Here is a 15,164-nt window from a genome sequence, read left to right on the forward strand (position 1 = left end):
TGTACGCGAGCATCTGTAGGGACACGGCAGTGCCGTGTCCTTACTTACTTTTTTAAATTGGTATTACAACCATTTTACAAGCTACAGATTAGATAATTAACGGCTGCCCGCTCGCAGTTACGAACTTTGATATTCTGCAACCCATTCAACGATCGCCTCAGTCAATCCATCTAAGGTATATTCTTTGGCTTCCACATCTAACTTACCCAATAAATTCTGACAACTTTTGGAAGTTTCAGGGCCGATCGATGCGATGCAAACGTTTTCCAACCAATCCTTAGACAGGGACAATTTTAGGCTTTGTTGTATGAGATTGCAAAAGTTATGTACGGTTTTGGAACTGGCAAATGTTATGATATTTACGGCTTGATTTTGGAGTGCGGATAAGGCGAGCGTATCGATTGTTTCGGGACAGCAAGATTGGTAAGCTGGCACTTCTATTACTTCCGCTCCTTTGGCAGTGAATTCTTTAACTAAAACTTCTCTGCCGCCGCTTTCTACTCTGGGAAATAGAATCTTGCAGTTTTGCAAGTTATCGGGGAAGTTATCGACTAGGGAATCGGCGACAAAGTTCGGGGGAATAAAGTCTGCTTGTAGAGAGTGCGATCGCAAACTTTCTGCTGTTTTTTTACCGACAACTGCGATTTTAATGCCAAACAAGCTGCGGGCGTCTTTGCCTTTTGCTTGTAATCGTTGAAAAAAGCAGTCTACAGCGTTGTGGGAAGTGAGAATTAACCAGTGAAAGCTTGACAATTGTGCGATCGCACTGTCTAATGGTTCCCAAGTGGACGGCGGCCCAATTACCAAGGCGGGCATTTCGATCACGCGGGCTCCTTGTTGCTGGAGTCGATCGCTAAATTCAGCCGACTGAGAAACTGATCGCGTGACTAAAATTGTTTTTCCTGCTAGTGGCAATTTGCTGTTGCTAGCGGTGACTGGTGTATCGATCATATTTGTGCTTTCTGGCTGGATTAAATATTCGCGCAATCTAACTACTTCCCCAATTACGATCACGCAAGGCGACAGAGATTGACCTGCTGTTTGCTGTACAATGTTGGAGAGAGTACCGAGCCAAATTTGCTGTTCGGGGCGGCCACAATCTCGGATAATGGCGATCGGAGTTTCGGTCGATCGTCCGTGCTTTTGCAATTGCCAAATTATCTCGCTTAAATTGCGCCCTCCCATCAATATTACCAAAGTTTCTATCTGCACTAATGCTTCCCATTCCAAAGCATCCGGTTCATGGGCGCTCATCACTGCAAAACAGCGACTCATTACCGGATCTGTGAGGGGAATTCCTGCTAGTAAAGGTGCGGCTAATGCGGAAGATATTCCGGGTATTACTTCAAACTCGCAGCCGGCTGTGATTAATGCTTGAATTTCGGAACTAGAACGACCAAAAATAAACGGATCGCCACTTTTTAAGCGGATCACTTGTTTTCCTAATTGACAATTTTCTACCAGCAAACGGTTAATTTCTTGCTGCTGGGTGGAAGGTTTTCCGCCGCGTTTCCCAACTTGGATTTTTCGACAAGTTGCTGGGATTAATTCGAGTTGGGGGATGTCGATGAGAGCATCGTAGATTAAAACTTCTGCTTGGGATAGCAGTTTGTGCGATCGCACTGTCATCAAGTTACAATCTCCGGGTCCTGCACCGACTAGATAAACTTTCCCTTTTTGGTTTTTCACAATTCCTCCTCGATAGTATAGTTTTATTAATATTGCTAGCCTATAGTAAGGTACGCATGGTGCACCCTACACTATAGTAAGGCCCGCCGAGGCGCACCCTACGTTATACTCAGCAGTTTGATTGTATAATAAAAGCTATTTATGCAGATTATCATCATCACCGCCGCCGATGCAAATTACTTTGAATTGGTGCAAGGTACTATTTTATCGGTGCGGGAAAAACCAGAGGGTGAAAATGTGGCGATCGGCTTTTTCGATCTCGGCTGCACTCCCCAACAGTTGCAGTGGCTGGAAACACAAGTTAATATCATTCAAAAGCCGGATTGGGACTTTGACTTTCCTGGCAGAAATGAATCTCCCGAACATTTAAAAGGACTATTAGTTAGACCTTGTTTGCGAAAATACTTTCCCAATTTTGATATATACCTTTGGATTGATGCGGATGCTTGGGTTCAAGACTGGAGAGCAATTAATTTGTTGGTTGAAGGAGCATCGCGCAGGGGACTGGCAATTGTTCCCGAAGTTCACAGGGCGAGCTTGCAGCAGTACGGGCAACTTCCTCAGTTTTGGCACTGGGTTTATCAACAATATGAAGCTAACTTTGGTGAAGAAATTGCTAAAAAATTCTACAGTTATCCGATATTAAATGCCGGAGTTTTCGCACTCCGAAAAGATACTTCGCACTGGGAAATATGGGCTGAAAAACTCAATCAAGGATTGCAAAGATCCGGCTGTGTCATGACAGATCAATTTGCCCTCAACCTCGCTGTTTACAGTGGCGAATTGTTCAATCTCACTGAAATGCTCCCAGCTTGGTGCAATTGGATATTCAACGGTTTTCCGGTTTGGGACAAGCAGCGAGGCTGTTTTGTGGAGCCTTACTTGCCGCAGGAGGCGATCGGCATTTTGCATTTAGCTGGCCGCCAGCAGTTTGACCGAGTACAATTGATGGCAACTGACGGCGATATACTGGAAATTAGCGTCCGTTATCAACCTAAAAAACAGGAAGCAATACCAATATTTCAAGAACCAAAAATGACTTACCAACAACCTGAACTTAGCAAAAATAATTTATTACAACCAGCGGATTACGTTTCGCCAGGGTTCCAAATAATTATACCTGACTCCTATTTCCCCAATATGATTATTGCCGATCCAAATGCGAGTAACTGGCCTTACTTGCGCCGGGAAATTCCGCATAATTGGTATGCAGACAAGCGCTATCCATTCATCGGGTTTTTGAATCGCGACGAAGCCCACATTCTTTACAATACAGCCCTGCAATTCAAAGGTAAAAAAGCATTAGAAATAGGTTGCTGGCTGGGTTGGTCAGCCTGTCATTTAGCGCTCGCAGGAGTTGCATTAGATGTCGTCGATCCGCTGTTAGAAAGAGAAGACATTAGACAAAGCGTAATCGACTCAATTCAAGGTGCTCTAAATGCGTCGGGCGTTCAAACATCAGTCGAGCTAATACCAGGCTACAGCCCCCAAAGAGTAGAAGAATTTTCCGCTCAATTCAACCGCAAATGGTCGTTAATTTTCATTGACGGAGAACACGGAGGTGATGGGCCGTTAAATGATGCCATTGCGTGTGAAAAATTGGCTGAGGAAGATGCAATAATTTTATTTCACGATTTAACCGCTCCAGATGTTGGTAAAGGTTTAGATTACTTGAAGCAAAGGGGATGGCAAACAGTAGTATATCAAACAATGCAAATTATGGGGGCTGCTTGGCGGGGCAATGTCGAGCCAGTAAAACATCAACCCGACCCCAATATTTCCTGGCAGTTGCCAGCACATTTGCACGGTTACAATATTAGCAGTCTAGAGACAATTAATTCTCAAAGAGCAAACCAAACCCATCAAAACCAACAGTCATCTTATACAAGAGATTGTTACCAATTAATTGGAGAAGGAACTCGCAGTTCTGCTAGAGAAATTATTCCCCTGCTGTTAGACTTGCTGCAACCGACTTTACCTAAAAGTGTGGTGGATGTGGGCTGCGGTACGGGAAGCTGGTTAGCGGCTTTTCACAAGTTGGGAATTGCTGATTGTTTAGGAATAGATGGCGATTATGTCGATCGCACTCTTTTAGAAATTCCTTTAAATCAGTTCAAGTCTTACGACTTAAAGCAACCGCTGCAAGTAGAAAGAAAGTTTGATTTGGCAATTTCTCTGGAAGTTGCGGAACATTTACCCAGTACCTGTGCGGAAAAATTTGTTAATTCTCTAACTAAACTAGCACCAGTAATTTTGTTTTCAGCAGCAATACCATTTCAAGGCGGTGTCGAACACGTTAACGAACAGTGGCCACAATATTGGGCTTATTACTTTGAGCAAAATGGTTTTGCAGTCATTGATTGCTTGAGAAAAAAAATATGGAACAATGAAAAAGTAGAGCCTTGGTACGCTCAGAATATCTTAATTTTTGTCAAAGAAAAATACTTGTCGAAATATCCCAGGTTAGTAAATGAGTATCAAAATACCGATTTAAATCTATTAGCGATTGTTCATCCAAAGATTTATTTTTACGGCTTACAAGCGGCTCAAAATTCTAGCGAAAATTCACATTCAAACCATCCTGAAAGCGTCCCGCAAATTGCGGCTTCGCCACAGCTTGAAAGTCAACCTTTGATATCTGTGATTATTCCCTGTTACAATCAAGCTCATTTTTTGTCGCAAGCAGTAACTAGCGTTATCAATCAAACTTACAAAAATTGGGAAATAATCATTGTCAATGATGGCAGCTTAGATACTACTAGCACAGCAGCCAAAAATTTGATAGCAGCAAATCCCCAGCATCAAATGAGGCTAATAGAACAAGCTAATCAAGGGATATCAATGGCTAGAAATACTGGCATATCGGCAGCAAACGGCGAATACATAATGCCCTTAGATGCCGATGATATTTTAGCTCCAAATGCCTTGATTTGTCTTTTAGAAATATGTCTAAAATCCAAAGTACCTTGCGTAGCATTTGGTTCTTATCAACTTTTTGGCGGCAATGAAAATCACACAATACCCAGTTATGATTTATATTCACCAAAAAAAATCAAACAATCTAATATGATTTGCACGTCTTCATTGTATAACAAATCAGTTTGGAATTTGGTCAACGGTTACAAAGCAGAGATGAAAGAAGGTTATGAGGATTGGGAATTTTGGGTTAATTGTCACAAACATAGCATTCCTTTTTTGGGAACGAGAGAAATAGTTCTTAATTATCGTAGCGTTCATGGTTCTAGGAATGCAACTGCTCAACAATATCATCACAAATTGGTAGCACAAATTGTTGCTTACAATCCAAAACTATACGATGTTGAAAGTGTAAACAGTGCTAAAAAACTCTTGGAATCAATCGCCAATTAATCTTTTTTATAAAAACTAAAGTCTTTACTACGAACAATTTTCCGAAAGTTTGTAGTCAGGAATTTAGTGTTATCTACATATCGGCAATCACATCCAAAAAACGCTTAACCTGTTTTTCCCAAGTCCAATCTAGCATAAAATTAGCCGCAGCTAAACCGCGACGTTTTGATTCTTCGCGATTAGTATAAACTTGTTCCAAAGCCTCGACAACTTCTGCAACCTCAGACTCTCCCCAACCTTCTACACCGTAAAAAGGAGCAGTAAGTTTAGCTCGTCCTTGACTCCATAAAGGATAGCAAATGTGGCTGTAAATCAAGTCTAAATGACCAGTATTTGCTGATAAAATAGTCGGAATTCCGCAGGCCATACTTTCCATCGCGACTAAATTAGTGCCACCTTCGCAGCGGTTGGTGAAAACAGCGCAGTCGGCTTCTCGCAAAATTTGTCCGGCGAGGTGATTGGGAATTAACCCAATGTCGATAAAAGAGTCAACTGGCAAACCATTAGCCACTAACCATTGGGAAATTTCTAAACTTCCGTCGCGGTTGATATTGGGAAGTCCGGCAACGTTTCCGGTTTGTTCGATCCCTAACATATACTGAGGCCAAAAATTGTGCCATGTTGTTAATAACAAAGCCTCTGGATGTTTGGCGCGAAATCGTTTGAAAGCAGCAATTACAATATCTTGACCTTTGCGATATTCCAGTTTGCCGCCGGAGAAAATGACGAAGCGATCGCCAAATAGATTAGATTTAGGTGCAGGATGGAAAATTGTTGGGTCAATTCCTTGATGTACCATCGCCACATTAGTCAAGCCACAGCTTCTCAAAACATCCGCATTCCAGTTAGAACCTGCGACAATCACGCTATATTTTTTGGCTGTTTCTAGTGCTTCTGCTGTGATTCGTGTGTCTTCAAAAAATATGACTCCTATTTGACAAGCGCTGGTAATTTGATTGTCAACTCCAGAGGATGCTAAATTATTCCCCAAAGCATAAAGTACGGGAAAATTACAACTGATTTGTTTGTCGGAATTTGCTGCTACTAATTCCTGAAAAATTTTGTGCTTTTCAATTACAGGTAACAACAGCGATTTATGCAGTGGATTCATTGAATCTGAGGTGATTGATGGCGGTGCTAAAAGTGCAACTTCCCAGGCGGGATTTTGCCGCAGTTGTAGTGTTAAATTCATGGCGTAAATTCCCCAGCCGCTGGTGATGCTGAGGGGCCAACTAATGCCGATTCCGGTAATTTGTGGGGGAGTTTCTGGGGGTTGGATTTGAGGCGGAGTATCAGAATCTGCGTTAGCAGGCTGAGTATGAGAACGAGTAGATTGCAGGGGCGGTGCCCCCGTGCCCGCCCTATCTAGCAAGGCTGCTTTTATACGATCGCACACTCCATCCCAATCACCCGGTTTTTGCTGGCGAAACAGACGCACAGTGGGATACCAAGGGCTATCTTCGCGTTCAAGCATCCAGCGCCAATCGGGAACAAAAGACAGCAAAATCCAGACGGGTTTGCCCAAAGCACCGGCTAAATGCGCCACAGCAGTATCTACGCAAATTACTAAATCGAGTTGCGAAATAATTGCTGCTGTGTCGGCAAAATCAACGCAATGTTCGCTCAAATCTTCAATTTGGTGTTGATTTAATAAAGTGCGTGAAGCGCAGCTATCCTGTAGGGAATCGCCCGCTGACAAATCTTTCTGAAGACTGTAAAACCTCACTCCCGGAACATCTACAAATTTCACAAAATCGCTCAATTTACACGAGCGCTGATGATTGTTGCGGTGCAGCGGGCCGCCCGCCCACACAAGACCTACTTTTAGTTTATTGTTCTGCTCTAGGAAAAATTTAAAATCCTGTGGCGGAGCTAAATAAGGAATATTTGCCGGTATATTTTCCAAAGTCGTTCCCAGAATTCTGGGCAAACTTAGCAGGGGGGCTTGCACTTGAAAATCTATCAAATCGCTCGGCCTGACTCCTACTCGATCGACTCCGGCAATTCCTTCAAATAAACGCTTCAGCAAGACATGACAAGCAACAATAACTTTCCCACGTTTTTGCTTAACTAAAGGCGCGTAGCGGATAAACTGTATCGTATCGCCAAAACCTTGTTCAGGGTGCAGTAAAATTGTTTTTCCCTGCAAATCAGAGCCGTCCCAAAGCGGTTGCTCAAAAGAGCTCAGATCCAATTGTTCAGCTTGCCAGCGCGATTCGTACTCTGCAAAACCACGCTTCAAATCTCTAGTTAAGAGCAAAGCGAAGGCTAGTCTCAAGCGCCAATTTGGCGAGTTGGGACGTAGTTGAATTGCTTTATTGTAGAAGTTGATCGCCTCTGCGACTTGTCCCTGTTCTTCGAGGGCGGTACCCAAGTATAAGTTAGTTTCAGCCTGGTTGGGATTGATTTTTAGCGATTTTTGGTAATGAGCAATAGCCTCGGCTATTTGCCCGTTTTCCTGTTTGATATCACCTAAACAACTGTGGGCTTCTGCGTGGCTGGGTGAGGCAGCAATTACTTGTTCGTAGCGAGCGGCTGCTTCTGCTTTTTTACCTTGTTTTTGTAAAGCATTTGCTATGTGAAATTGTACCTGTGCGGGCGATAAGGAAAATCGAGGCGAAGCCTGGGGATATCCGTTACCAGGCACAGCCTGGGAACGATTAGAGATTAGGTGTTTTAAGGCAGTTTTTACGCGATCGCAAACTCCCACCCAATCCCCCGGTGTTTGCTGCCGAAACAGTCGCGCCGTCGGATACCAAGGGCTATCTTCGCGTTCCAACATCCACCGCCAATCCGGCATAAAACACAGCAAAATCCATACGGGTTTACCCAAAGCACCTGCTAAGTGCGCGATAGCGGTATCCACGCAAATTACTAAATCGAGTTGCGATATCACCGCCGCAGTATCGGCAAAATCGTTCAAATTGTCGCTCAAATCTATCACTGGAATTTGAGTTAACAAAGTACGATTGCCAGCCGACATTTCTTTCTGAAGACTGTAAAAAGTTACACCGCGAATATCTAACAATTGCAGGAAGTAGCTTAAATCGCTCGATCTCTGAAAATCCTTCAAATGTTCCGCACTTCCCGCCCACGCAATCCCAACTTTAAACTGACCATCGGAATTTAGAGAAAATTGCCAATTCGGCGGCGCAGCTAAATAAGGAACCTTTGCCGGTATATTTTCTAAATTTGTTCCGAGAATATACGGCAAACTCATCAGCGGTGCTTGCAGTTGGAAATCGGGCAATTCATCCATCCGAATCACCACTTGTTCAATCCCAGGAATCTGCTTAAATAAACGCTTGAGTTCTTGATAGCAAGAAAGTATTACTTTGCCGCCTTTTTGCTGCACAATTGCCGCGTATCGCACAAATTGAATGGCATCGCCCAAACCTTGTTCGGAACGGAGTAAAATAGTTTGCCCGTTCAAATCTGAACCGTCCCAAATCGGTTGGTCAAAATTCAACCTTTGCAATTTTTTCGCTTGTTCTGTTTGCCAGCGCCACTCGTATTCTGCTAAACCGCGCGGCAAGTCCCCAGTTAGCAGCAAGACTAAGCTTAAATTGAAGTGAGCTTTAACACAAGTTTCATCAATTTCTAGAGCTTTAGTGTAACAAAAAATTGCTTGAATTACGTCTCCTAATTGTTCATTTGCACTGCCTAAATTAGTGAGAGCTTCTAGATAATTCGGATTCAAAGATATTGCTCGTTCCAAGCTAGAAATTGCCTGTTCTATTTTGCCAGCACCCAAGGATAACGTTCCCAGGTGATAGTGTCCTTTAGGATTGTTGGGTTCTGCTTCAATTGCACGCTCGTAAAGGCGTTCTGCCTCGGCTAACTGACCTTTTGCTTGCATCGCGGCACCCAAATTTACCAGCGCTGGCGCATAATTGGAATTGACAGAAAGTGCTTGATGAAAACAGGCGATCGCAGTCGGCAACTCGCCCTGCTGCTGGAGTGTCGCGCCGAGATTGTTGAGAGCTTTGACGTAAATCGGATTCAGGGCGATCGCCTTTTGAAAACAAGATACAGCATCGGGTATATTGCCTTGATCTTGCAGCAAAATACCCAAGTTATTGTGCGCTTGAGCGCAGTTCGGAGCGATTTCGATCGCGCGCTGATAATAGGTGGCAGCTTCGGCTAAATCGCCTGTTTGGTGCAGCGTCACTGCCAAATTCGTGGCGGCTTCGATCGAATTCGGCTGCCAAACTAAAGCCTTTTTAAAAAAAGCGATCGCCTCCGACAACCTACCTTGCGCTTTCAGAACGTTTCCGCAATTGAACTGTTCTTGAGCTAAGTCAACATAGGGCTGAGCTTCTATTAGTGGTTGAGCTTCCTGATGCTGAGAAATTCTTTTTCTGAGCGCCAAACTAGCTTGTTCTAAAACTCCTTCCCAATCTCCCGCTGTAGACTGGCGAAACAGGCGCGCCGTCGGATACCAAGGACTATCTTCGCGTTGCAACATCCACCGCCAATCCGGTACAAAACACAGCAAAATCCACACTGGTTTGCCCAAAGCACCAGCCAAGTGTGCCACACAAGTATCTACAGAAATTACTAAATCCAGAGCCGAGATTGCCGCCGCAGTATCCGCCAAGTCGTGCAAATAAGAGCTTAAATCTGTTACGGCCATTTGCTCTAACAAATCGCGCTCGTCTGCTGTCATTTCCTTTTGCAAACTGTAAAAATCTGCTCCGGGAATATCTAACACTTTGGTGAACAAATTTAGCGGAAACGATCGCACCTTATTTTGGGAGTATTGAGAATTTCCAGACCACACAATCCCTACTTTCAAATTAGTAGTTGGATTGAGAGTAAATTCGCAACCGGGCGGCGGAGCTAAATAAGGAACTTTGACGGGTATAGTTTCTAAAGTTGTTCCCAGAAGGTGAGGCAAACTCATGAGCTGCGCGCGCACTTGAAAATCCGGCGCATCCTCGGGATTAACTATTAACCCATCGATTCCCGAAACTTGTGCAAACAAGCGCTGCAACTGCGGCAAACACCAAACAATTACCCTACCGCCTTTTTGCTTGACTAAATCTGCGTAGCGGATAAACTGAATTGCATCGCCTAAACCCTGTTCCGGGCAAAGCAAAATAGTTTTTCCCTGCAAATCTTTGCCATCCCAAAGCGGCTGAATAAAGTTGTGGGATCGGAACTGTTTTTCTTTAACTAGGAGTCGCCATTCGTACTCGCAAAAACCGCGCTGAAAGTCTCCCGCCAGCAGCAAAACTAAACCTAAATTTAGGTGAGATTCAGGATGGCCGACATTGAATTTAACTGTTTGGCTGTAGCAGGTGAGAGCATCTGCAACTTGGCCGCGATCGTGCAAAGCACTTCCCAAACTGGTGAGGGGATTGATATAACCGGGTTTGAGTTCGATCGCCCGACGGTAACAATCGATCGCCTCTGCCATTTTTCCCGCTTCCTCAAAAGCTTTGCCGAGATTGTTCAAAGCTTGTGGAAAGTCGGGTTTCAGGCTCAAAGCTTGCTCGTAGCAGGCGATCGCATCTTCAATTTTGCCCTGTTTCTGCAGGACAATTCCCAGATTGCAGTGAGCCTGTGCACTGGCTGGCAAGACCTGAATCGCTTGCTGGCAAACAGCTACATCCTCATCCAACTTATCTGGGCTAGACAGCGAACTCCCGAAAGCGAGATCAGTTTCTGCCCAATCCGGTTGCAGCGCCAGAGCTCGCTCGTAGTATGCGATGGCGCGGTCAATTTTGCCCTGTCGGATCGAGGCGTATGCTAAATGGTGCAGGGCGTCCACATAATTTGGATCGATCGCGATCGCCCGTTCGTAATTCGCGATCGCCCGTTCGTAATTCGCGCCCGCTTCCTCCCCTTGTTCCTCCAAAGCAATTCCCAAATTCAAATAAGCCACCGCGCAATTAGGATTGACTTGAATCGCTTGCTCGTAGCAGCTTATAGCCTCCGCCACATCCCCTTGCTCTTCCCGCAACAGCCCCAAATTAATCAGCGCTTCCGCGCAATTCGGGTTTAAAGACAGCGCCCGCTCATATTCTGCGATCGCCTCTTCAGTCTCTCCTGCTTCCGCGAGCGCGCTACCCAAATTGCTGGCAGTTTCCGCCAAATGCCCGTCGATTGCTAGGGCTTGTCGGTAGTGCGCGATCGCCTCTGTTAGCCTGCCCGTTTGCTGTTTGACAACGCCTAAATTGCTGTAGGCGGCTGCGTAATTAGGATCGATTGCGATCGCTCGCTCATAACAAGTGATCGCACCGCCCAAATCGGCTTGCTGCTGCAAATCCACGCCCAACCGAAACTCTGCATCCGCCGAATCCGACGGCACAAATGCAGCAGCAACCGCGCCTAGAGCTTCCGCCACCCGATCGAAAACGTCCTCCCAGTCGCCCCGCTGATGCTGGCGAAACAGCCGCGCCGTGGGATACCAAGGACTATCTTCACGCTCCAACAGCCACCGCCAATCCGGCGAAAACGCCAGCAAAATCCACACTGGTTTGCCCAAAGCGCCCGCCAAATGGGCGACAGCGGTATCGACACTAATGACTAAATCCAGTTTGGCGATCGCAGCAGCAGTATCGGCCAAATCGCCAAAATGCCGGCTCAAATCTACGATCGACGTTTGATTCAACAGCGCCCGCTCGGCCTCGGAAACCTCTTTCTGCAAGCTGTAAAAACTTACCCCCGCAACGTCCAAAAGCGGCAGAAACTGGCTTAAACTGCACGAACGCTGCTTGTTTTTGCGGTGTTTTGGATTCCCCGCCCAGACAATGCCAACTTTCAAAGTGCGATCGGGCAGAAGCGTAAATTCAGCACCCGCAGGCGGAGATAAATAAGCAGTATTTGCCGGTATTGTTTCCAGCTTTGTACCGAGAACATACGGCAAACTCAACATCGGCGCTTGCACGTCAAATTCCGGCAGTGGCTCGCCTTTAACTATTAGCAAATCAATGCCGTCAACCGTTGCAAATAAACGCTGCAATTGCGGGTAACAGCCCACAATGACCCTGCCGCCTTTATTTTTGACGATCGCAGCGTAGCGAATAAACTGAAGCGAATCGCCTAAACCTTGTTCGGCGTGCAGCAAAATCGTCTTTCCCACCAAATCAGAACCGTCCCATAGCGGCCGGTATTCTCTCGCCGAAACAGTATTATCCGGCCCCGTCAAAAAACACGAGTGACCAGTGTGAAATTCTTTAATTTGCCAGCGCCACTCGTATTCGGCGAGACCATTTTCCAAATCTCCCACCAACAGCAAAGCCAAGGACAAATTCAGGTGAGCGCTAGCATGATCTGGACTTAAATGAATTGCTCGTCTGTAGCAGGCGATCGCATCTTCTACCGCGCCTTTTTCCAGAAACGTCCTGCCTAAATTGTTGATAGCTTCCACAAAATCCGGCAGCAATTCGAGAGCTTTGTGATAATACTCCAGCGCCTCTTCTAAATTGCCCTGTTCTTGCAAAACTGTTGCTAGATTGTTGTAAGCTTCCCAGCTATGCGGCTGAATTTCCAGCGCTCGTCGGTACAGCTCGCTAGCCCTGAAAAGTCCCCCCTTTTCTTGCAGCGCCACAGCTAAATTAATCAGTGCGGGTACGAAATTCGGTTCAGCGACAAGAGCTTGTTCGTAATGTGCGATCGCCTCTTCCACTTGACCTTGTTCCTCAAAAATCTTTGCCAAGTTGTAAGATGTTTGAGGAATATTGGGATTAAGCGCTAAAGCTTCTCGGTAATGCGACATAGCTGCGTCCACTTCGCCGTTTTCTTGCTTGAGAAAACCCAAATTAATCCGCGCTTGGACGCAACTTGGGTCAAGAGATATTATCTGTTCGTAAATGGCGATCGCCTCTTCCCTATCGCCTGTTTCCATTAAATGCTCTGCTTGCCGCAATAAATCCTCTAAAACAACCAAACTCTCCCCGCCAGTTCCGATCGCAACCGATGTCTCAATCCCCTGCGATTGCTTAGCTGCGGAGCCTTCTGCTAACCCTTCGCTCGCAATCACAAATATTTGTTTACTCTCTTGAACTACGCTTGCACCTGTCATTGTGAGCGCCACATAATCGAGGGAAGCCGTATTATTAGCACTCCTTGCGAGTGAAACGAAGTCAAGCGAATCTTTGGCAGAATCCTCGGAATAACTAGCAGTATTGGCAATCGCAAAAGAACTCAAAGCCGCCTGCACTTCCTCAAACAATTCTTGCCAACTTTCCGGCTGACTTTGGCGGAAAAGCCTCGCAGTTGGATACCAAGGATTGTCTTCACGATCCAGCAGCCAACGCCAGTCAGGAGCAAAAGAAAGCAGCACCCAAACCGGTTTTCCTAAAGCACCGGCTAAGTGCGCCACAGCCGTATCGACACTAATGACTAAATCCAGTTGAGATATAGCCGAAGCGGTATCAGCAAAGTCGTTCAAATGCGGAGTTAAATCCGGCACTAAGTGTTGGTGTAACAAAGTGCGATCGCTCTGGGACAAGTTTTTTTGTAAACTATAAAAAGCAATCCCCGGAACCTCCAAAAATCGAATAAAATCGCTCAAGCTGCAAGAACGCTGATTGTCTTTCCGGCGCTTCTGGTTCCCCGCCCAAACAATCCCTACCTTCAATTTTGCATCAGAAGAAAGCGCAAACTTGCACTCAGCAGGCGGAGCTAAATAAGGAACATTTGCCGGTATTGTTTCCAGAGTTGTCCCGACAATTCGCGGCAAACTCATCAGCGGCGCGTGAACATCAAATTCTGGCAAACCTTCAAGATTAACTGATAAATATTCAATACCAGCAACTGTCGCAAACAAGCGTATCAGTTCGGGGTAGCAAGCCACCATAACTTTAGCCCCTCGGCTGCGAAGAATCGGCGCGTAGCGAATAAACTGAATAGAATCGCCGAAGCCTTGCTCGACGTGCAGTAAAATAGTTTTTCCCTGCAAATTTGAACCATCCCAAACCGGCTGTTGAAATTGCCTCGGTTGTAGTTGCGGAGTGCGCCACCGCCACTCGTATTCAGCAAAACCGCGTTGAAAATCTCCGAACAATAGCAAAGTTAAGGCGAATTCCAGGTGGGCTGTGGCGTTGTCTGGCTGCAATTCCAAGGCTCGACTGTGACAAGAAAAAGCCTCTTGAAATTCTCCCAAATCGACCAAAGCGTGTCCGAGATTGTTAATAGCCTCCACGAAATCTGGCTTTAAGTTTAATGCTTGTCTGTAGTAGGATATTGCGGCTTTTACATTGCCTTGTTCGTGGTAAAATGCTCCTACATTGTTGTGAGCTTCGGGATTGGTGGGTTCTAGTTTTACAGCTTGCTGGTAGCAGTTGAAAGCTTCGGCGAATTTCCCCTGCTGTTGCAAAACTGTTCCCAATCCCATCAGGGAATATATCAAATTTGGATTAATTTTCAAAGCCTGGACGTAATAAGTTATAGCCTCGTTTAACTGTTTTTTTTGTTTAAATAAGTGTCCTAAATTGTGCGCTGTTTCCGGCAGGTTGGGGTCGAGTTGCAACGCTGTTTGGTAATATAAAATAGCTGCGTCTATTTCCCCTAATTGCTGTTTTACCCAGCCCAAATTATTGTAAGCGAGTGCGGAATTTGGCTGGATTTTGATGACTTGTTCGTAACTGGCAATCGCCCTTTGATATTGCCCTACATCCAGCAAAACATTAGCCTTATTTAAATGTGCTTCTACAAAATCGGGGTTTTGGGCGATCGCCTGTTCGTAAAAGTCGATCGCCTCTGCAATTTTTCCCTGCTGTCTCGCCGCTATTCCCAACAAACACAGCACGTTTGCTGATTCCGGCTGTATTTCTATTATTTGCCGGTACAATTTCTCAGCTTCTAACAAACGGCCCGCTTGGTGATGTTCCCAAGCTAATTTCAAAGAGTCTTCGGCACCCAGTTTGCAGGCAGATTTCCGATTTTTTTTTTGAGAAGCCATAGTTGTCTTGGTTGTTTGGGAGTTCGCTAACTGGTAATTGCCAAATTGTTCTAACTTGTTAACTCTTCCTTCATTCTTTCCCCTTTCTTCTTCCTTCTTCCTTCTTCCTTCTTCCGACTTCCTTCTTCCTGACATCCGTTACATCCGTCGAGCCAATCCGTTGCCGAACTTCCTTCTTCCTGACATCCGTTAC

General features: G+C 45.4%; 3 protein-coding genes. 1 reads left to right on the forward strand and 2 read right to left on the reverse strand.

Features of this window, described 5'->3' with window-relative positions:
* Positions 1-117 precede the first annotated feature (117 nt).
* Positions 118-1,689, reverse strand: a complete 1,572-nt coding sequence (gene cobA, locus QUB25_RS12980) for a uroporphyrinogen-III C-methyltransferase (RefSeq protein ID WP_333183644.1) — start codon at positions 1,687-1,689, stop codon at positions 118-120.
* 141 nt (positions 1,690-1,830) lie between these two features.
* On the opposite strand from cobA, the gene QUB25_RS12985 reads away from it, so the two are divergent.
* A complete protein-coding gene (locus QUB25_RS12985; protein ID WP_333183645.1) occupies positions 1,831-5,058 on the forward strand; it encodes a glycosyltransferase in 3,228 nt (1,075 codons plus the stop codon).
* Between the two features lie 73 nt (positions 5,059-5,131).
* Here the strand turns inward: QUB25_RS12985 and QUB25_RS12990 are convergent, their stop codons facing one another.
* Positions 5,132-15,106 (reverse strand): tetratricopeptide repeat protein, encoded by a 9,975-nt coding sequence (locus QUB25_RS12990; RefSeq protein ID WP_333183646.1) that lies wholly within the window; start codon positions 15,104-15,106, stop codon positions 5,132-5,134.
* Positions 15,107-15,164: the final 58 nt, after the last annotated feature.

The organism is Microcoleus sp. B3-D7 (assembly GCF_036705305.1).
GTDB lineage: Bacteria > Cyanobacteriota > Cyanobacteriia > Cyanobacteriales > Microcoleaceae > Microcoleus.

Excerpts from the sequence above, each read along its gene's own strand:
- QUB25_RS12985 (WP_333183645.1), top strand. The coding sequence starts at position 1,831 with ATGCAGATTATCATCATCACCGCCGCCGATGCAAATTACTTTGAATTG.
- QUB25_RS12990 (WP_333183646.1), bottom strand. The coding sequence starts at position 15,106 with ATGTCAGGAAGAAGGAAGTCGGAAGAAGGAAGAAGGAAGAAGGAAGAA.